Annotated in this window: 9 protein-coding genes; 3 read left to right on the forward strand and 6 right to left on the reverse strand. The window is 69.6% G+C overall.

Annotated features, from left to right (window positions below; all coding sequences use genetic code 11):
* Positions 1 to 564: 564 nt before the first annotated feature.
* From ACFWV2_RS08255 to ACFWV2_RS08270, 4 genes are all read right to left on the reverse strand, one after another.
* Complete coding sequence (locus ACFWV2_RS08255; protein WP_384403542.1) at positions 565 to 1,038, reverse strand: Dps family protein; 474 nt, start codon at positions 1,036 to 1,038, stop codon at positions 565 to 567.
* A gap of 1,098 nt (positions 1,039 to 2,136) precedes the next feature.
* Complete coding sequence (locus tag ACFWV2_RS08260; protein ID WP_384403545.1) at positions 2,137 to 2,511, reverse strand: hypothetical protein; 375 nt, start codon at positions 2,509 to 2,511, stop codon at positions 2,137 to 2,139.
* The gene (locus ACFWV2_RS08265; protein ID WP_384403547.1) at positions 2,460 to 3,749 is read right to left on the reverse strand and encodes a CHAT domain-containing protein; all 1,290 of its coding nucleotides are present in this window, start codon (positions 3,747 to 3,749) and stop codon (positions 2,460 to 2,462) included. Before ACFWV2_RS08265 ends, ACFWV2_RS08260 begins: the two co-directional genes overlap by 52 nt.
* Complete coding sequence (locus ACFWV2_RS08270) at positions 3,746 to 6,379, reverse strand: hypothetical protein (RefSeq protein WP_384403550.1); 2,634 nt, start codon at positions 6,377 to 6,379, stop codon at positions 3,746 to 3,748. Before ACFWV2_RS08270 ends, ACFWV2_RS08265 begins: the two co-directional genes overlap by 4 nt.
* A 379-nt stretch (positions 6,380 to 6,758) precedes the next feature.
* Between ACFWV2_RS08270 and ACFWV2_RS08275 the strand changes: the two genes are divergently transcribed.
* From ACFWV2_RS08275 to ACFWV2_RS08285, 3 genes are all read left to right on the forward strand, one after another.
* On the forward strand, positions 6,759 to 7,250 hold the full coding sequence (locus ACFWV2_RS08275) for a transposase family protein (protein WP_384403553.1): 492 nt from the start codon (positions 6,759 to 6,761) through the stop codon (positions 7,248 to 7,250).
* A gap of 1,640 nt (positions 7,251 to 8,890) precedes the next feature.
* Entirely contained in the window at positions 8,891 to 10,453 is a 1,563-nt protein-coding gene (locus ACFWV2_RS08280; protein ID WP_384403556.1) for a CBS domain-containing protein, read from the forward strand.
* A gap of 199 nt (positions 10,454 to 10,652) precedes the next feature.
* Entirely contained in the window at positions 10,653 to 10,850 is a 198-nt protein-coding gene (locus ACFWV2_RS08285; protein ID WP_384403560.1) for a hypothetical protein, read from the forward strand.
* Between the two features lie 60 nt (positions 10,851 to 10,910).
* Here ACFWV2_RS08285 and ACFWV2_RS08290 read toward each other — a convergent pair whose 3' ends face one another.
* Positions 10,911 to 13,205, reverse strand: coding sequence for a UvrD-helicase domain-containing protein (locus tag ACFWV2_RS08290; protein WP_384403563.1), 2,295 nt, complete (start codon positions 13,203 to 13,205; stop codon positions 10,911 to 10,913).
* Entirely contained in the window at positions 13,202 to 19,993 is a 6,792-nt protein-coding gene (locus ACFWV2_RS08295; RefSeq protein WP_384403566.1) for a DEAD/DEAH box helicase, read from the reverse strand. The genes ACFWV2_RS08290 and ACFWV2_RS08295 overlap by 4 nt, the downstream gene beginning before the upstream one ends.
* Positions 19,994 to 20,049 lie beyond the last annotated feature (56 nt).

Here is a 20,049-nt window from a genome sequence, read left to right on the forward strand (position 1 = left end):
GGATGGTGCCGGCGCGTTCCCGGTCCCCTCGCACATCGGTTCGCTCGCGTTCGAGGGGGCTTCGACAGCGACGGGAGAAGACGCGCAAGCAGGTTAAGGAGGGCACTGCCGACCGCAGCCTCGACGGTCGCTTCGCGCAGGACGATCCGTCCGTCGGTAACCATCTCGTCCACCGGACACAGCTGTCGTCGCACCGTTACCGTCCCCGACAGGCAGGCATGCCGGGGACGGATCGTGGAACCGGAGAGCTCGGAGCGACCTCCGAGCTCGTCGTCGAGAAGGCCCGCTGCGGCGGGAACGGGACCGGACCGAGCTCGTGTTCCCGCCGCGGCAAAGGGCTTCGGTACCCGTGCGACGTACTGGCCGGTGGTTGCCGACCGGGTTCCGACCATGCTCCTCCAGCTCCACCACCGGGCCGGGCACGGCATTCCGTCCGCCGGTCGGCGTGGACCGCTCACCCTCACCCGGGCTGCCCACGAGGCGCGCCCCCTCCGGAGACCGCACGCCTCCGGGGGCGCAGTCGGCGACCGGCGGTCACCCCGTCCGACAGCACGCGCGACCTTGTCAGACGCGGTTCTCCGCCTGGAACATCCAGGATTGCTTCTCCAGTTCGGCCGTCAGCCCGATGAGGAGATCCTGACTCACGGCGTCCACCGAACCAGTCGCCTCGATTCGTTCCCGCACCCTCCCGATGACCGCGGAGAACGTGTGCACCAGAGCGTCGACGGCGTCGCCGTCCTTCGTCCAGCCTGACGGGAAGGCAGGCAAGCCGCTGGTACCCGCGATGGTGCCCGCCCGCCCGTCCGGACTCACTCCCAGCGCGGCCGCGCGTTCGGCCACCATGTCCGCGTGGTCGCGGGCGATCGCGGCGACCTCGTCGAGCTGGACGTGGACTGGTCGAAAGCGGGGACCGTACAGGTTCCAGTGGGCCTGCTTGGCCACCAGAGACAGATCGAGCAGGTCGACCAAGGTCGCCTGGAGGGCCGCGCCGGCGATCTCGCGGTCGCCCTCCGGCAGTGGGCTGTTGATCATCGTCATAGGTCTACGGTCCTTAGAGAATGGCGTCGGCATCATGACAAGGAGGCCGACAGACTGCCGTCTGGATGAAAACCGGCCATCACACGCACCCGCTTGGAGCGCCGACGACCTCGGCGCTATGTACGGCCGCAGACCCCGAGGGGTTCAGCTTCTCCGGCATACGACTGTGCACGCCGCACGACGCCGGGCCATCTCCGATGACTCCGGACCGAGGCCATACCTACAGGTCAGGCCAGGAGCGAAGCCGAAACATGGATCGACTGGGCGACAGTCCGCGTGGAGCGCCTCAATCCGCTGAACACACCGCCCCGACTGCCCGACAGCCCCGCACCACGAGCCGACGATCTGAGGCCTTCTCGGGCACTGGAGCCCCTACGACCCCTGACACAACACTCATTGGACACCCCACCTGGCATCACGGAACGTCACTACCGAGAAGTAGATGGGGCAGTGGCAGCCAACAGCTCGGCAGCCAGCGCCCCAGCCACCTCAAGATGCCTACGACCACTCAGCTGAGGGCTCCACTCGGCGGTCGCCAAACACCCATGACGGCCCATCAGGAACCGGGCCGTCCGTGCGTCAAACGTGCGTCACGTGCGTCAGACATGCGTCAAGATATCGCACCTAACACACGTAACGCCCATAACGCACACTCGGAGAAACGGCAGGTCAGGAGCCCTTTGAGGCGGGCTCAAGGATCGCCACGCACTCCACGTGGTGCGTCATCGGAAGCAGGTCTATCCGAAACAGGTTGAACAAAACCGCAGGTCAGAGCCTTGTGTGGCCTTCTCCGTGACACGATTAGTGTGCGTCATGGGCGCTACGTGCGGAATGCTGACACAAATTTTCCGCGTTCCCCGCCCCAATGGCCATGAGGGCCGCCTCCGCGCGACCGGCTTTACCAAGGCCGCCCGGCACCGCCGCGCCCGGCACCGCCGCGCCCGGCACCGCCGCGCCGGGCCCCTCCGAGACCCTCAGCGCGTCCGCCGCCACGGGCACGTGAGTGGTGGTCAGCCCACGGCGCTCCCGCAACGACAGCATCCGGCGCACCGCGGGACCTCGCAGCCCCGCACGAGACACCGCAGGCAGGCCAGGCCGCTACTCGGGGGGCTCGCGGGTGAACGTGAAGGTCAGGCTCGACGACCCCGCCAGCTCCCCGCCAGAGCCCAGCAGGGAGATCTGCCCCTTGGCGCTGACCTCGGCGCTGATCGTGACCTCATTGAGGTAAAAATCGCCGCAGTTCACCGGAAGCCCGGCGATGACCGAGCGCATCGAATCAAGGAACCCGGTCACCCGATGCTGGAAGACGTCGACGGGAATCTCGGCTCGGCCGATACGCCATTCCTGGGGACGCCTGAACAGGGAGCGGTCGTCGCCACTGTCCTCTAGCCCAATCACCCGTACGACGCCGGTGCTCTTCGCTACGTCGGTGTGCTGGTCGGCGGGCTTTGGCTCGTCATTTTGCTGAGACATGGACATCCTCCGTCAGCTCGGCACAGACATACATGGAGTTGTGGGTCCGCATAGGCGGCGTATGCGATGCCGAACGGATTCCCGTACGTGTGCAACAGGCTTCTACGGGCTTCGAACACCGACCGACCGAGCGGCAGTCGGCGTAGCAGAAACGGTTCGTACAGGGCCTTGGAGAATTCCGCTGCCACCCCGTCCGGCACTTCGATCTCGCTGCCGATGAAGCCGCGGTTTCCGTTTATCAGGAAGAGGTAGGGGAAGGAGAGGGCGCTGGTCGCGTGCATGCGTGCCGCACCACAGGCGTTCATGACGACGAGCGGCATCTCGCAGGTGTCCTGGCCGGTGCGGGACTTCATCCCAATCAGGTCCTCCATGATTGCGCCGAGCTGCACTCGCAGCTCTTGACCACCGCCGTTCAGCTCGATCTCGTTGTCGAGCGGTGTGTCGAGGTTCGCGTAGCAGTGGCAGGCGAAGTGCAGAATCTGGTCGGGCATGTCCCGGAGTTCACCGGCGAGCGACCGCCGAGGATCGAAGATCTGCTCTGCCAAGGTGGCCGCCGCCGTGTCGCCATAGGGGTACGGCCCGTCGACCTCCACCTGGTGCGCTGCCGTGGAGGTGAACCAGCCGAGCTCCTTCCGGGCGCCCTCGAGCTGCTCATGCTGGAGAAATCGCAGGGGCAGCCGACCGTCGGGGGTGACTTCCAGGTGCAGGCCTGAGGGGGGAGCGGTCAGCAGCATCGTGCGCTTGACCATGCAGGAGAAGCCGACCAGCGTGCGGCATTCGGTGATGAGTTCCTCACGGTTTCTGGGGACGTTCGGATGCATCCGGTAGAGCGGAAGTATTTCGAGGGGGAGGAAGGTGTCCTTGTCGCCAATGCACTCCACGAGCGGTGGCGGCAGGTCTGGATTGCGGCCGTAGGGCAGCGCGCTGTTCCAGAAGGTCTGGAGTCCCTGGATGACGTCGGCCTGAAGACCGAAGAGGAGGCCGGCAAGCCGCCGGCCGATCCGGTGCAGGGCGTCGAAGACCTCGGGAATGTCCCGTTCTTCCACCTCCAGAGCCGGTAGCACGTCCTTGAGCCGAAGCAGGCCGGCATCGAGCGCACGCCGCGCCTCGTCCAGGACCCCCTGCTGGGCCAAGGTCATGTTGAGGGTCGGAGTGCCGTTGAGGGCTCGGAAGGCGATATGTGTGTTCTCGGCACGGTGCACATGCACGGTGACGTCAGCGTCCAGGCTTCCGGTCATCCTGAGGCCTCCCCTATGTCGGCTGGGGCGGCGGTCCGTACCGCGATAGAGACAGCGATCACCTGGATGAGCCGGCCGCTCTGATACAGCTGGAACCAAACCTCGTGACTGCCCTCTTCGTCCGGCATCTGGAAGCGGAAGACCGTCTGTGCCTCCGTCTGGGTCCGCAGGGTCTGTCGCTGAGGACTTGGAGTGAGCGTCGGACTGTCGACCATGGCTTCGAAGTCGACGGTCGGCACATCTCTGCCTCCTTCGACATTCACGGGTTCAAGGGCGAAGAACTGCCGGTCGGGGGCGGTCTGCTGGGTGGAAGCCGCACCCCGCGCACGGGGGTCACGTACCACGAAAAGGACCAGGCCGAGGCGCTGCCCAGGAGACGCGACGACGGTCGTGCCATAGGCCGCTCCGCCAGTCGGCCGGATATCCGCCGCTCCGTCCGCCGCAGGTTTGTGACCGTCGGCGAGCTGGAGAGCGAAATAGCCGGTGAAGTTCGCCAACGGCGGCCCGATGACGGATTCCTCGATGCCCTCGCGCAGCACCTGCCGCAGCCCTTGGGCCGATCTTTCCTGCAGGTCCGCCACCTGGCGTCCGAGACGCTCACCGACCGACTTCGACGTGTGCTGAGCGACCTCCTGTGCGAGCCTGCCCAGATCCTTCTTGCCGAGGCGCCCGGGCGTGAGCCGCTGGGCCAGGGCCTCGTGCTCGTCCCGCAGCACTTCGCAGACCTCCCGAAGTACCCGTTGGGATACCTCGGACCCCAGGCTCTCGCGGCTGACGGCGGACACCTCGACGGCAGCAGCGGTCTCGGCGCCGGACCAGACGAGCGGCCGGTCGTATCCCCCATGGCCCTCCAGTACGTCGCTGAGAGCGATCAGCTCGGCATTGCTGCCCGGCGGGGGCAGGCGCACCGCTTCGGCGAGATCGAAGCGGTACACCTCCACGGCGCTCACGCGGTGCTCGTAGGCCTCCACGATCCGCCGCCGGCCCAGCGCCAGCGCGGCCAGAGCGATCAGGAACGGCCCGATGAACAGCATCGCCAAGCCGCCGCCGCCAGGTTGGGACCGGGCGACGACACCGGCCGCGAACGGCCAACTCAGCCCGGCACAGACGGCGCTGGCAGCCGTGACGCGCAGCAGCGCGACGTCCCTGCCCCTACGGTGCGCCTCACGCTTCACCTCGAGCGAGGCGACCAGTTCGATCCGCGGCCACACCCTATCGACGACCAGGCCGGTGCTAAGTGCCGCCGCGACAGCGGCGGCACTGCCACCTGCGGGAGAAAGCGGACGGACCAAACGGCTGAGAAGCCCGGTGGGCCGAGGGGCAAGGCCGTACCGGTAGAACTCCTCCCTGATTCGTTCCTGGTCACGCGACGCCCGCTCCCGTTCGGACCGTGCCCGCTCCCATTCGGACCGCGCCCGCTCCTGGTGCAGGTCATCGCTCTCCCACCCGTGCGGGGGCCGGGCGTACATCTCGCGCTCCCGCAAGTGGGGCTCGTGCTCCCGCATGTACGGCTCGTACCCCCGCAAGTGCCGCTCGCGATCCGACCACTCTCTGTCACGGTTCGGGTAGTACCGCGACGGTTCCCTCTGCCGCACGTATTTAGCAGCCGCCTCCACAAGGAGCGGCACACATCCTGGGCGCAGCCAGCCGAGGACCAGCCCTTGAAGCATCAACAACACTGCGGCCGCGATCGCCACTTCGGCCACGCCGACCAGCACATCGGCCAAGCCGGTGCCTGGACGTCCGGCATTGTCGAGTTCGGCCCACACGACAGCGCCCAGTGGCACGATCAAGCCCACGGCGCGCGCCCACAGCGGCACCATGCCTCCGGGAGGAGGTCCGATGGGTTCCGGACCACTCCTGCGCAGGCCTCTGGACGAGGTCAGGTCGGACCAGGACCAGAAATCCAGCAAACGCAAGCCAACGAGTATCCCGATCAGCCAGAGCCCGCAGACAAGCCCTGCGGCGACGGAATGACCGTCGACAGCGAGCTTTGCCGCGACCGCGCCCAGACCTGCCGTGAAGAGCAAGATCAGCCCCCAACCGGGCCAACCGTCCAGGTCGTCCGCATCGCGCAAGCGGTAGATGAGCGTGATCAGGCCGAGGGCTGGCACGGCCATGAGCCACGCGACCAGTGGGCGGTCATCCGCCGCCAGACGGACTACCAGCCAGCCAAAGGCGGCGCCGGACAGAGCGACGCCGCCCACGACGACGGCTAGCTCGTGACCTCCCATCCCGCTGTCTCGGATGACCAGGCCTGTCCAGAACAGCAGGACCGCAAGTGCGACTCCGCCCGCGAGCCACGCTGGTCCTGGTCGGCCATCGACGGCGAAGACGACTGCGAGCCAGACGAGGCCGACCTCCGAGAACCCCGCCAGTACGCCGAAGATCACACCCTTCCGGAGGCCCGAATCGCGTGGGCCGGTCAACGCCAGCCCCACGCGAAACACCGCATAACCGCCGGCCGCGGCCCCTGCGGCGGCGGCCATCAGTCCGAGGGCAAGGAGACCGGCACCGCCCTCCTGCAGACTCCGCCCAAGAAGCTGAACCGCTACCAGGCCAAGGCCCGCGGCAACGACGAGGAGCGCGAGAGCGAGAGCGGCATTCCGCAACTTCGATTCCGAGGTCATCCCAACCCCCGTCAGGGGTCGCCCATCTCCCATCCCATGGGGCGGGCGGACAGACTAACCATGGCGCCGGCGGCATGCCGGACGTCGGCGACGACGCGGCAGTCGATCGACAGACGCCTACCGGCGCTACAACCCACACTTACAACTCTGCGCCCCTACGCCCACACGAGCAACGCGGAGGGATCCCTCGACCCACGTCTCACGCGCCGCTGATGCACTGGGCCCTCGCCCCGGTTCGCTTGCCCGAAGGGTATTGATTGTTAACGCAGTCCCTTCCTAGTCTAGACGCTTGCGCAATTCGGCCCTGTCGGGGATCTTGTGATGTCGCAGGGCTGATCTGGGCAGTCTCCGGGCGTGCAGTTCAGGGGTGTTGGGGCGATTGTTGCCGCATCTGTCCGGTGTTGTCATCGAGTCGATCAAGCGAACGGCCGGGGTCATCACGCTCCGCTCGGGGTGTCAGACGTTGCCAGTGAGTTGCCCGGGATGCGGCATGCCATCGTGGCGGGTGCACGGCCGGTACGTCCGCCGGCTCGGCGACGCGCCCGCGCCCGTGGCCGGCAGCCCGGTAGTCATCGAGCTGACCGTGCGCCGCTTCAAGTGCCTAAGCAGCCGGTGCCCGGCCGTGACGTTCACCGAGCAGATCGAGGGGCTGGCCGGGCCGCATGCCCGGCAGACGCAGGTACTGCGGTCGATGCTCACCTCGATCGCTCTGTGCCTGGCGGGCCGTCCCGGCGCCCGCCTGGCCGCGGCCCTCGGGATACGTATCGCCAAGGATGCGCTGCTGGACCTCCTCTGCTCAGTTCCCCAGCCGTCATTCGGCACGGTCAGATTCCTGGGAGTTCCTCGGACACTGAGCCCCTATGACCCATGACACGCCGCCCGACTGAGGCCCCACCCGGCGTCACGGAACGTCAGCATCGAGAGGCGCAAGGGCGGGGTCAGCCGACGGCTCGACAGCCGGTCTCCCCGCCCCTTCGAGGGGCCCACGGGCCACCCGACTGAGGGCTCCGCCGGCGGCCACCAAACCACGCATGACGGCATGTCGGAAACTACGCCGTTCGTGCGTCAAACGTGCGTCACGTACGTCAGATATGCGTCAAGATATCGCCCATAACGCGCGTAGCGCCCATAATGCACACCTGCCGAACTCGCAGGTCAGCGGCCCTTTTCGGCGGGCTCCAGGATGGCGACACACTCCACGTGGTGGGTCCCAAGAAACAGATCTACACAAACAAGTCGAAGAAAACCGCAGGTCAGCGCCACGTGCGGCGCGTATCGGACGTAAGAGCAGTGTGCACTACGGGCACTACGCGCGACCTTTCGATGCATACCTACAGCTCGAACGGGCTGATCGCCGACTTCCAGAGACCCACGGCCTCGTCGAGCCAGAGGCCGTAGCCGCCAAGCGGGCCGAACATGCCCGGCGCACCCATTGGTGACCGGCCGACGATGTGGACGACATCCCACCCGCGCCGGCCCGAGAACCGACGTGTTTAGGTAGCGGCAAGACGCCTGATCAAGTAGTCAAATCTCATGACGCCTGAGGAAAGACCGGCTATGCGCTGGCTGGATCGCCGAAGCGGTCGAGGACGTTGAGATACGCCGGACCATGAGCCGACGATCTGAGGCCCTCCCGCGGAGGCTGAAGCCCTGCAGCGGCACATGCCTAACACCCCACGAGCGCTACGGAGAGTCAGCGCCGAGAGGCGCGATGACAGGGTAGGCGACGGCTCGGCGGCCAGCCTCCCTGCCCGTTCGGGGGACCATCGGCCCCCGCCCGTGGATTTCGCCGACAGCCGCCAAACCGCGCATGACGGCCCATCAGACAGCACGCCATTCATGCGTCAAACGTGCGTCACGTGCGTCGAATATGCGTCAAGATATCGCACCTAACACACGTAACGCCCATAACGCACACTCGGAGAAACGGCAGGTCAGCGGCCCTTTTCGGCAGGCTCAAGGATCGCGACGCACTCCACGTGGTGGGTCATCGGGAACAGGTCAACGGAAAACACATGGAAGAAAATCGCAGGTCAGAGACTCACGCGACGTAAATCGGACTCAAGGTCAATGTGCATTACGGGCGCTACGGGCGACTCTCGACGCACGCCGCAGCATCCGCTGGGGTCTCCCAGACCGGCCGCCGGCCACAGGCACACCATCGACGTCATGCTCGCCGCCACGGCCCTGGCCGCCCCAGGGCCGGTCACTATCCTCACCTCCACCTCAGAGGACCTCGTCACCCTCCGTGGCGGTAGCGTCATCGTCACCAAGGTCTAATGCGGCTGTAGCCGTCCGGCCAAAGTGCCGATGAGGGCTCGGAGCGGGACACACGTACGGAGCCCGCGTCCCTCGCGGAATCTCGCAGTGCGCCTCGTGTGTCGAGCTCCCCTGGGGGCATCGCCCGTCGGCGATGCCCCGGCCGGCTTGGAAGCCTCTCGGTAAGGCTCATGTGGGGACGTCTGGACTGTGATCTCGCTTGTACCGAGTCCGCTGACCCGGAACACTCGGGTGCGCATCTGGACGGTTGACGAGGGGGCGGGCATGGTGCGGGCCTGGACGGTACGGGGCGGACAGTCAGGGGAACGGGAGCAGGCCGCGCTCTCCGAGGGACTGGCGATCGTGGGCTGGGAGGAGCTCGGCGACCTCAGCGACTGCTCTTCATCCGACGACATCGGTGATTTGCTGGCCAAGGCGTACCCGGGGGAGTCGGTTGGCACCATCGACAACTGGAAGCGCCAGCTCTGGCGCTTCATCGCGATGGAGACCGGCGACTACGTCGTCATGCCGCGCAAGCATCTGTCGGTCGTGGCCCTGGGCCTGCTGACCGGACCGTACGAATACCGGGCCGCGGCGCCGCCGGGCTTCCGACACGTGCGGAAAATGGACTGGGTCCGCCCGGTCCTGGAGCGAGCTGCCGTTCGGGGTGATCTGCGGGACAGCATGGGGGCATTCCTCACGGTCAGCGAGTTGAGTCGGCGCGACGCCGCGGTACGCGTGCAGGCTCTTGCAGAGACGGGTACGGACCCGGGCTACGTGGGTGACGGCGAGCCGCCCAACAGCCCGGAGGACTTGGTGAGCGATGTCCGGGACAGCGGCACCAGGCAGTTGACCGCCCGTGACCTGATCGGCTTGTGGGGGTGGAAGCGGCGAACCTCCGACGTCATCGACTTGGTGGACCAGAACCTCGCGGAGCTCGGCCTCCGGGTGGATCCTCACTTCAACGACGTGCAGTTGGACGGCCTCGTCACCGTGTCCGCGGCAGGGTCCACCGGCCTTGGGGAAGGCATCCATGATCAGGTCCGAGGGGACGAGCAGCAGGCGCATTCGAAAGCCGATGGCCCGCGTGACCGTGACCTGACCTGGCGGATCGGCAACCTTCCGTTCGTTCGGGAGGTTGTGACGGTCCGGATGGGCGATGCGCTGAGCCAGGCGATCACCCCGATGATCGAGAGCGACTTCTCCCAGCTTCCGGTCGTGGACCACAACAACGTGCTGCGTGGGGTCATCACCTGGGAGGGAATCGCAAGGACGCAGCTGGGCGGCAGGACTGCCACGGTGGCCAACGCCCTGGATCCGCATCCCGAGACCGCTCGGGTGGAACATGCTCTTTTCGACCGGATGGACCGCATCCAGCAGAGTGGCTTCACAATCATCGTGGATGGCGAGAACGCGGTGATCGGGATTCTGACCTCGACCGACCTCGCAGGGCAGCTGAAGCAGCGCATCGAGCCGTTCATTCTCTTGGAGGAGCTGGAACGGCGGCTGCGCCGCCTGATCAGGCACTTTTCCACCGACGAGCTGCCGAGGGAGATCCGCAGGACGATGGAGCGCGGTCAGCATCTCAGCCTCGGCCAGTACGTCTTCCTGGTAGAGGACGCCCACTGCTGGAACAAGCTGCGGTGGCCCTTCGAGCAGCAGGACATCAGTCGGCGGCTGGCCACCGTGCGGGACTACCGCAACGACCTTGCCCACTGGGCGGTGGACGCGCCTGCTGAGGATGCCGCGGCTCTGGCCGCTACGGGCGGGTTGCTCAAGCTCCTGAAGCTCGTGGATCACGACCCAGCCGTCTGACGCCTTTCCCGGCAGGCTCGGGCGGCCCCACGGTGAACGCGTGGGGCCGTCAGTCCGCTCCTCGTCAGGCGAGTGGCGGCGGGGTACTTACCGGAATCCGCGTCGGTGGCCCGCACCGAGTCATCTCACACCCGGGGGTCACGGCCGGCGCCGCGTAGTGGGGACCGGTGGCCTGCCGTCAGGGCCCCTCTTCGACTCGGTGGCGAGCTCGCGCAGCACGTCGAGCGGCACAGCAGGACGTCGACCGGCGATCGTAGAGAAGAAGGCCGACCCAGACGCCATCGCGATCGCCCTGCTCACCGGCCTGCGCGAGATCCACTCCCGCGAGGGAACCAGCGGTGCCTTCGAGGACCGGGCGGCGCCCCGTGCGCGAACCACCGCGGTCAGCCGTCCCTGATGCGCCGCTTCGACGCCGCCGCCCTGCCCAACCCCTGCAGCAGGGAAGTGGGGCTTCCGCTCACCTCGGTGGGAGAAGAGGTGCGAGGAAGCGACTCGGCTCGCCGTGCCAGGTGATGGCGAGCGCGTCGCGGGCGCGGGTCGCCGCGACGAAGAGCAGCGACCGGGCGCGGTGCAGTTCTCGCCGGTGGCGGCTCGGATCCGTGTGCTCCCACGCGTCGACAGAGGCCCGGGGTACAAGCCCCTCGGCCGCTCCAGCGATGATCAGGCAGCGGTACTCCAGTCCCTTGAAGCGGTACATGGTGCCGATGTGGACACCCTGGTCGCCCCGCGGCCCGTCCTGGGTGATCTCCGAAGGTGTGATCCCGCTTCGCGCGAGGCGGTCGGCGAGCTGGGTGACCATGTCGTTGGTCGGGACGCAGATCGCCATGGCCTCCCGGGGCACGTCGTGCCAGGCCCGCAACTGCTCGACGACGAGGTCCATCTCCTCGTCCCAGCTCCGTGCACCGCGGAGCGAGGGTTCCGTGCCGTGGAGGACAGAGCGGTAGCCAGCGAGCGTGTCGGTGTCACCGTCGAGGTCGTCGTAGTCGGCGTCGCCCAGGACCCGGATGGCGTCACGCAGGATCTCCCGGGTCGTGCGGTAGCTGAGGGTCAGCCGGGAGGACCTGCCGCGGATGTGGACGCCGAGGCTGCCGAGGGTGACCTGGTTGTCGTAGATCCGCTGGTGCGTGTCTCCGACGAGGAAGATGTCGTCGGGCTCGGACGGCACCATGGCGCGCAGCATCTTCCAGTGGGCGGCACTGAGATCCTGCGCCTCGTCGACCACGATGTGCCGGTATCGGTAGCGCAGCCAGGCCCCGGAGCCGGCCTCGAAATGGAGGTTGTGCAGGCCGCCCCGCTCGTCGCGTTCCTCCGCACGCCGGTCGATGCGGGACTTGCGCGCCATCTCCAGTCGTGCGGCCCGCTCGGCGACCTGGCGGTGGGTCTCCAGGCCCTTGGTCTCCAGTCGTTGGGTGAAGCGCTCGGCCAGCTGCCAGATGCCGGCGCGTTCGGCGCGGGTGACACTGCGGCCCCGCCCCGCTCGGCGAGCGGTGAAGTAGTCGCTCCGGGAGGTCACGGCCTGGCCGAGGATGACCTGGTTCCACTCGTCGCTGAGGAACTCGGCGTTCCAGCGGGTCTCCCCGGTCTCCACCAGCAGTTCCCGCCACTCGCGTAGGGCCGACGTGTCGTCGATCCGCCGTTTCGCGTTGCCCGGGTCGGCTTCGCTGACGATGCGGGTGGCGAGCTGGTCGACATGGGCGATGTCGACGCGCGCCAGGACGTCGGGTCCGCCGAGGGAGAGCAGCCGGGCCCGCAGGTCCGCGGCGAGGTTCCGGTTGAAGGTGGTGAGGAGAACGGGCTTGGTGTGGCCGGGGGGAAGCTGGCCCACCAGATGGCAGACGCGGTGGAGGGCGACGATCGTCTTGCCGGTTCCCGGCCCGCCGCCGACCCGGGCCGGGCCGGAGTACCGCCGTCGGACCAGTTTCTCCTGGGTGGGGTGGAGGAAGATCTTCCAGCGGCCGAAGTCGCCCTCCTCCAGGATGCTCTGGAGGGATTCGTCATCGGTGATCACCACGGTCTGGGAGCGGTCGACGGCCGCCTGCCAGTCGTCGGCGTCGAGGTTCCGTTCGGGCTCGGCCACCGCGACGGGGGCGGTCACCTGCTCCATGACCTCTTCGTAGGGGACGCCGTCACGCAGCCGGAGGAGGACCTCCCCGGTGTGGCGGGGCGCGTACTCGGCGAGGCCGAGCAGTTCGTCGTCCGTCGTGAGCTTCCGGACGATGGGGATGAGGGGCTCGGTGACACCGAGGTCCGCGAGCTGTCGGTCGGTGTAGGCGCCGAAGAGCGGCTCCTCCGGCGGCTGCGATCCGACCGGTTCGGGGGCGGGAGCGGAGGGTGGCGCGGACACGGGCGCGGGCGCCGCGGGCGGTGTGAGGCCGCGGCGCAGCAGGCTCTCCTCGACGACCTGGAGGTCGACGTACTCGATGGCGCCGGTGATGTGGTTGATGCCGTAGTTAAACCGGTCCAGGTTCTTGTGGACATGCCCACGATGTTTGACCGAGACGAGCAGCCAGTCGTCACCGCCGAGGCGGATCATCAGCGCCCGCCACTCCCGGTTGACGCGCGCCGACCAGAGGCGGTCGTGGCCCTCCAACTGCTTGAGGTGGAACCCGCCGGCGTCGGGATTGCGGCGGAAGTCGTGCTGGAACTTGTAGAACGCCCCGAGGACCGCGCGGTCCAGCTTGACGATCTCCTTGTCCGCCTTGTCGAGCAGGCGCAGGGTCACGCCTGTCCGCGGCGTGCTGGTGACCGTCATCGCTCGTTCTCCCCGTGGTCGTTCGTGGTTCCGTCCGCGTCGCCTCGCGCCAGCGTGGCGAGTTCGTCGGCGTCCCATTCCGTCGCGGTGCGAACCTTCCAGCCCGCGTCGTGGTAGGCCGCGTCCCGTTGTTCCGCGTCGATGTCCCGGCTGCTCCCGGGGTCCGGGCGGTGGGCGAGGACGACGCCCACGCGCCGGGCGGGCCAGGCGAGTTCGGCGGGCCAGGCGGCCGCTCCCAGCTCGTAGCCAGCCTCGGGAGCGGGAACGCCCCGGTCGGCGAGCGCGCCGGCGAGCGCGTCGAGCCCCGGATCCTCGACGAGGAACTCGATGACCTCGTCCCAGCCGGGATCACGGACGAGCGCGGCGGCCGCAGGCCCCTGCCGGTCCACCGACGGCTCGGGGGCCTCCGGTGCCGGCGTGTGCGCGCGCCGCTGGGAGGTGAGCCATCCGGCTCCGCCGGTGACCGCCAGTTCGGCCGGGTCGAATCCGGGCAGCATGCCGGTCGTGAGCTGGACCCCGTCCCCCTCCCCCGCGTCGAGGAACTGGATCAGGTTGCTCCAGTAGAGCCACGCCTGCCAGCGCCTGCGATGGGCGGTCTCGTCGGACGCGACCGTGTCGGGGCTGTCGTCGAGGACGGTCAGCGCCGTCCAGACCGCTCCGCTCTGCCCCCTGCGCAGATCGAGCGCGATGGTGAGCGGGCATCCCGAGGCGTCCCGGGTCGCCATGACCTGGACGGCTCCCTGCCCTCCCGCCAGCCGTCGCCCGTGCAGCGCCTCGCTGATCCTGCGCCCGGTCTCCGCGCCGTCGGCCAGCGCCCGGCTGGTCGCCGAGACGGCCGCGAAGCCGGCGAGGGCGCTCTGGACGCGGCGCCGCCAGGCCTCCGGGTCCGGGTCGGTGAGGTATCCGATGAGCGTCTCGACCGGGTTGGCCCACACCAGGCGCGTCAGGTCGCGGGTGTCGCCCGCGTGCATGCGCCGGTGGACGTCCATGGCCGTCTTCTGCGCGGTGTTCGGGTAGGGCTTCCACACCGGGTCGGCCTGCGGCACGGAGCGTCCTGTCCAGGCCTGTACGTCGTCCCAGGTGAGCTGGAAGACCTGCCACCCGTCGGCGCGCAGCCGCGTGCGCTTCGCCGCGTCCTCCTCGGCGGTGAGGTGACCGGGGCTCGCGTGGTAGCGGTAGCCGTCGAGGTAGACGGCCACCCTGCGGTCGTCGTCGGTGCTACGGAAGACCACGTCCGGCCGGGTGAAGCCGAGCGGCGTCTGGGTCTCCATCTCCCAGCCGCGGACGGTCCCGTCGGGCGCGGTGAAGCGCAGGTTGGTGTCCCTGGTGCCGTCGGCGGTGAACGCGGTGCGGACGCTGACGTCGTCCATGCGGTCGGCCCATTCCAGCAGCCCGCGCCGGAAGAGGGCCTCCAGTTCGCTCTCCACCTGGTGCACGAGGGTGATGTCCCGCGTGGTGGCCACCGGTTCGGTGCTCCAGCGGTCCGCCGTGCGGCCGAACAGCTCGCCGAGCATGTCGAGGGCGTGCTCGCGGCTCACGAGTTCGTACTCGCCGTCGGTGACGTGGCGGAGCAGACAGCGATGGCAGGCGGGCCGCCCCTCGCCCGCGCACACGCAGGTCTCGATCACCTGCCGTGCGTCCTCCAGGACGCCCCGCAGACCGTCGCGGCCGGCGAGACGGTGCAGGTACCCGGTGCCACCGGGCAGCGTGTCGTACAGGACGAGGAAGTGGCGGCGGAGCGGGCTGTCGCCGCCTTCCTCGGGCATGGAGTCGGTGACGACCGCCAGGTGGTCGGGGTCGCCGCCGTAGCTGCGGGCGATGCCGGCCAGGAGCAGCGCCTTGAAGGACGCGAGCCGTTCCTTGGTGTGGGCGGTGACGGCGGGGATGAGGATGCGCAGGGCGTCGGTGCGGAGTTCGTGGGCGAGCAGCACCCGCTCGCCTCGCCGTGCGAGGTCGGCTGCTGCCCGTCGCCGGGGGCACCAGGGTCGGTGGTACCGGGCGTGGGCCGTCGCGTCGGAGGCGTCGTGGGCGGCGGGGCCGCCGTCCGGGTCGGCGAAGCCGCACGCGTCGCAGACCCAGAACGGGTTGAGGCGGACCTCTTGCCCGGCGAAGGTCGAGTCGGTGGTGCCGCCGTCGACGCGGGTGGCTCCGACGTTGATGTGCCGGATCCGCGCCTGGCGGGTGAACTCCCATCCGAAGGTGGCGTGTTCGTGCTTCCAGGCCTGTTCGATGTCGCGCGCGTCGATGTCGACGGCCGGAACGATCGTGTAGTGCCGCCTCTCGCGCTCGTCGCTGTCGTCGCGTACGCGGACGTCGTCGCGTTCGTCGCGGGAGGTGACGCGGCGCGGTACGAGGACCTTGTGCAGGCAGCCGATGTCGCCGATGGCCGCGGACCGGCAGCGGGGGCACGGGGAGGGGTCCTGTTCGGCGCGGTGGGTGCGGACGTGGCCGCAGTCGGGGCAGACACGCCACCAGAGCCAGGCCGGGCGTCCGGGGCTGCCGATGTCGAGGCCGGTGACGTGGTGCTTGTACCCCTGGACGTAGTAGTGGTTGCCGGGGGCGAACTCGGAGAGGGCGAGGCGGGCGGGGCGGCTGTGGCGCAGGGTTTTGCTGTAGTTGGTGCGGGCCTCGTCGGCGGCCTTCTCCGTCCAGGTGAGCGTGGCCTCCAGCTCGGTGGTCGAGTCGATCAGGCTGTAGTTCGGCAGCAGGCCGAGGTCGACGAGGGCTCCGTGGGCGGTGGTACGGCTGATCTCCCGGGACACGCGTGCCACGTCCCGGCGCTCGGCCCGCAGTTCACGTCCCTGCCGCTCGTGGTCCGGGTCGCCTGCGACGAGCAGCCCGTGGGCCCGGTCGATGGCTTCGGTCCGGCGCTGGAGTTCGGCGCGGCGGTCCTCCCAGCGCCTGCACGCGGTGTCGAGGGCGGCACCGAGTCCGTCCTCGCCGGGGTCGGTCGCGTACGTGACGAGGGCGGCGCGGGCTTGGGGGCTGACTCCGGTGCCCCGGCCCTCGTCGTAGGGAGGGAACAGGTCCAGGAAGCCCTGCACGAGCCGTGCGCCGGCGGCGAGCGCGGCTTCGGCGAACTCGGCCTGCCAGGCCGAGGCACCGAAGAGTTCGGTGGCGCGTCCGGGCAGGGGCCGCAGGGGTGTCCCGTCGGGAGCGGTCAGCCGTCCGGCGCCGGCGAGGTCGAGGAGGTGGGCCAGGTACTGGCGGCGCAGGATCTCGGCGGCGGACAGGTAGCAGCCGGGCGGCAGGACCTCTCCGGCGATCATGAGCCGGGGTTCTTCGAGGTAGTAGCGGTCGCGCGGACCGCGGTCGACCATGGTGAGCAGGTAGGCGTTGCCGGTGGAGCGCCCCGCACGGCCCACCCGCTGGATGTAGTTGGCCGGTCCCTTCGGCAGCGAGGCAAGGACGACGGCCGACAGGTCGCCGATGTCGATGCCGAGTTCGAGGGTGGGGGTGCAGGACAGCACCTGCGGGTTGGCGTAGTGGACGCGGGTGCCCTCGCGGAACGCCTTCTCCACCGCCTCCCGTTTGGCGCGGCTGAGGGTGCCGGTGTGCTCGGCGGTGTTGATGGTGAAGACGCCGGCCTCGCGGTACATGCGGCGGTAGAAGTCGTCCGTGAAGTCCCGCTGCCGCAGTCCGCTGTCGAGGTCGCGTCCGGTGCCGAGGGTGCCGCCGCACCGGTAGCGGGGGCACGGCTGCCCGTGCCACTGGTCGGCGAGGTCGGGGTGGATGGTCTGTTCCCAGAAGCACCGGGGGCAGTGCGCGGTGGCGTCGGGCAGCGTGTCGTCGGCGAGGGCCCGGACCTGGATGTGGCCGGGCTGGAGTCCGTAGACACGGGTGGCGCCGTCGAGCGCCGTGCGCGCGGAAACGACGCCCATGTCGGCGAGCGCGGGCAGCAGCCGGGTCAGGAAGACGCCGGCCGCCTCGGGGCGCAGTCCGAGGGAGCGCACGGCCCAGTCCTGGTACCAGCCGAGCCGGCCGGTGAGGACGTCGAAGTCCTCGCTCCCCTGTTTGGGCGCGCCCAGCAGGAAGGCGGGGGCGGAGACGCCGCGGGGGAAGGCCGGCATCCCGGTCTCCCGCCCGCCCCAGATGGCCCACCGGCGCACGCCGGCCTGGTCGAGCCAGGGGTCCAGCCAGGCGTGCCGGACGGCTCCGCGGATCCGCATCCGCTCCAGCAGCCCCCGGACGAAGCCGGTGTACCGGTCGGGTCCGGGCGCCGAGCCGTCGGGCAGCGCGATCTCTCCGGGGGTGGTGAGGAGGATCTCCCGTACGAGGTCGGCCACTGCGTCCGGGTCCTGGAGGGGCACGTCGGCGGCGACGGTGCGGGTGAGTTCCAGAGTGCGGCCCTGCCGGGAGCGGAGGCCGAACTCCATGACGGTGGCGAAGGCCAGCCGCTGCGCGATCAGTTCCCAGGTGGCGCGGGACCCGCGACTGCGTCCGGAGAGCAGAGTGTCCACACCCCGGACGAGGTGGAGGTCCGGCGGGATGACGGCGGCCTGCACGGCCTTGCTGTCGACGACGTCCGCGATGAGGTCGGCGGCGAGGTCGTTCAGGGTGACCGGCTCGTCCTCGCCGATGCGGCTGGCGAGCAGGGCGCGCAGGGAGAAGGTGTACGAGCGGCTGGCGACGTATCCGGCGCGGTGGGCGGCGTCCTGGACGGAGTCGTTGAAGAGGAGGGTCTTGTCCTCTCCCAGGTTCTTGTCCAGCTCGCCGCCGGTGAAGAGCTGGGTGACGGCGGCGGCGGCGAGCGCGGCGAGGCCGGTGCCGAGGTAGCGGATGGAGTTGAAGGTGCGGCAGGCCGGGCACTGGTCGCGTTCGGCCGCCCGGTCACCGTCGAGGTCGGCGTGGACGAAGGCGGCGTTGTGCAGGGGCTTGGGCCTGCTCGCTCCCTCGCCGTCCTCCGGAGCGGTGAAGTCGGTCTCGGGCGCCAGCGGCCGGAGCCGTCCTCCCGTGCCTTCCAGGACCATGACGGCGGGACCACCGCGCCGGCGGTCCGGGCCGGTGGCGAAGGCGGCCTCGTGCACCTCCCGGGGGGTCGCGGCGATCATGTTGCGCACCCGGCGCTTGTCGCGACCGACGGAGGCCCGGCGGATCTTCGTGGCGTTCAGGTCGAGGTGGGCGGGGTCGACTTCCGGCGAGTACGCGGCCCAGCCGGAGCGTCCGCATTCCCGGCAGAACACGGCGGGCAGGAAGACCTGGGCCGGCGGCGGCGCGCTGTCGTCGGCCGGGGCGGGGGCCTGCCCGGCGGCGTCGAGCGGCACGGACGGGCCCTCCCCGTCGTACGGCGACGGCCTGGCACCGGAGGTCCGGCCCGCGCGGGCCAGCGCGCCGCCGGAGGTCACCCGTTCGTCGTCCCAACGGAACTCGGCGCGTGCGGCGCTGATGCCGCGCAGCACACGGGAGACCGAGCGGACCCAGTGGTGGATCTCGACGGACAGCAGAGGCCGCCCGGGGTGCTCCGGGTCGCGGGCGTACGACAGGAGGGCGAGGTAGCGGGCGAGAGCACGGGCGGCGAGGCCTGGCCGCTGTTGTACGGCCATGCCCCAGTGGTAGGCATAGCGGGGCAGCACCTCGGTGATCTCGGCGAGGGTCCTGGGGGTGCCGTCGAGGATCTCCAGGACGGCGGAGGTGAGCCGGTGCCGGCGCAGGACGGCTCCGAGTTCCTCGGGGGTGGGTCCGCTCAGGCCCGTGAAGGCCGCGATGAGGTCGTCCATGACTCCCGGGTCGCGGGTGGGGTCGCCAAGGGCGTCGACCTCCTGGGGCGACGGGAACGGCAGGGAGAAGTCGCTCTTGCCGGTGAAGTCCTTCACCGAGCGGCGGTCCTCGCCGACGACCGCGTCGGGCGGGAACGGCACGCCGAAGACCTGCTCAGCGACCTCCAGCATGCCGGGTCGCCCTGCCTCGCCCCGCCTGGCCGCCGCGGAACCGCTGTCGTCGGGACCGCTCTCGCCGAGGGTGGCGGAGGTGGCGACGGGGCAGACCGGCCCCAGGGGCCGACCGGGTTCGGCCAGGCCGGTGACCGATCCGAGGCGGCGCAGCAGCATGGCGACGTCCGTGCCCTGGGCGCCGTCGTAGGTGTGGAACTCGTCGAGCACGACGTACGCGAGCGGGGAGTCCTGCCACAGCCGCTGGTCCTCGGGCCGCTGGAGGAGCAGGTCGAGCATCTTGTAGTTGGTGATCAGGATGTCGGGCCTGGTGCGGCGGATCTCATCCCGGTCGACGGCGATCGCGGGGTTGGCCTGCTTGAACTCCTGGGACGGCTTGTCACCGATGTAGAGCGTGGCCCGCACGCCGGCGTCGCGCAGCCGGGTGTCCTTCGGGTCGTCGAGGCGCTTGCCGATCCGGTGGGCCTGGTCGGTGGCGAGGGCGTTCATGGGGTAGAGCAGGATCGCCTTGACGCCCTCCCGGCCGGCCTCGCGCTCCCGGAGGCAGTGGTCGAGGACCGGGACCAGGAACGACTCGGTCTTGCCCGACCCGGTTCCGGTGGTGACGAGGGTGGGCCGCGCCGGGCCGTGCAGGGTGGACAGCCGCTCCCAGGCGCGCTCCTGGTGGCGGTACGGGGTGAGGTCGGGGTGCCAGGCCAGGTGCCGCTTCCAGTCCTCGCCCTCGGCGGTCCTGAACGGCGTGCGGACGCGGAGGTAGGGGCCGCGGAAGATGCCGTCCTCGGCGTCGCCGAGGAAGCCCTCCAGGGCGCGGCGGGTGGACTCGTCGGCCAGCGCGTACGTCGTCGCGAGGTACTGGCTCAGACTGGCCCGTACCTGGTCGGCGGCGAGGGTGGGACGCACGCGCGGGTCCTCCTTGGTGCGGATGGTGCTGGTGGGGCCGGCGGGCGGCCGGTCAC

This window comes from Streptomyces sp. NPDC058671, assembly GCF_042716475.1.
In the GTDB taxonomy this organism is placed as follows: domain Bacteria; phylum Actinomycetota; class Actinomycetes; order Streptomycetales; family Streptomycetaceae; genus Streptomyces.

Coding starts and splice junctions, on each gene's coding strand:
- ACFWV2_RS08270 (WP_384403550.1), bottom strand. CDS start 6,379: ATGACCTCGGAATCGAAGTTGCGGAATGCCGCTCTCGCTCTCGCGCTC.
- ACFWV2_RS08255 (WP_384403542.1), bottom strand. CDS start 1,038: ATGACGATGATCAACAGCCCACTGCCGGAGGGCGACCGCGAGATCGCC.
- ACFWV2_RS08260 (WP_384403545.1), bottom strand. CDS start 2,511: ATGTCTCAGCAAAATGACGAGCCAAAGCCCGCCGACCAGCACACCGAC.
- ACFWV2_RS08290 (WP_384403563.1), bottom strand. CDS start 13,205: ATGACGGTCACCAGCACGCCGCGGACAGGCGTGACCCTGCGCCTGCTC.
- ACFWV2_RS08265 (WP_384403547.1), bottom strand. CDS start 3,749: ATGACCGGAAGCCTGGACGCTGACGTCACCGTGCATGTGCACCGTGCC.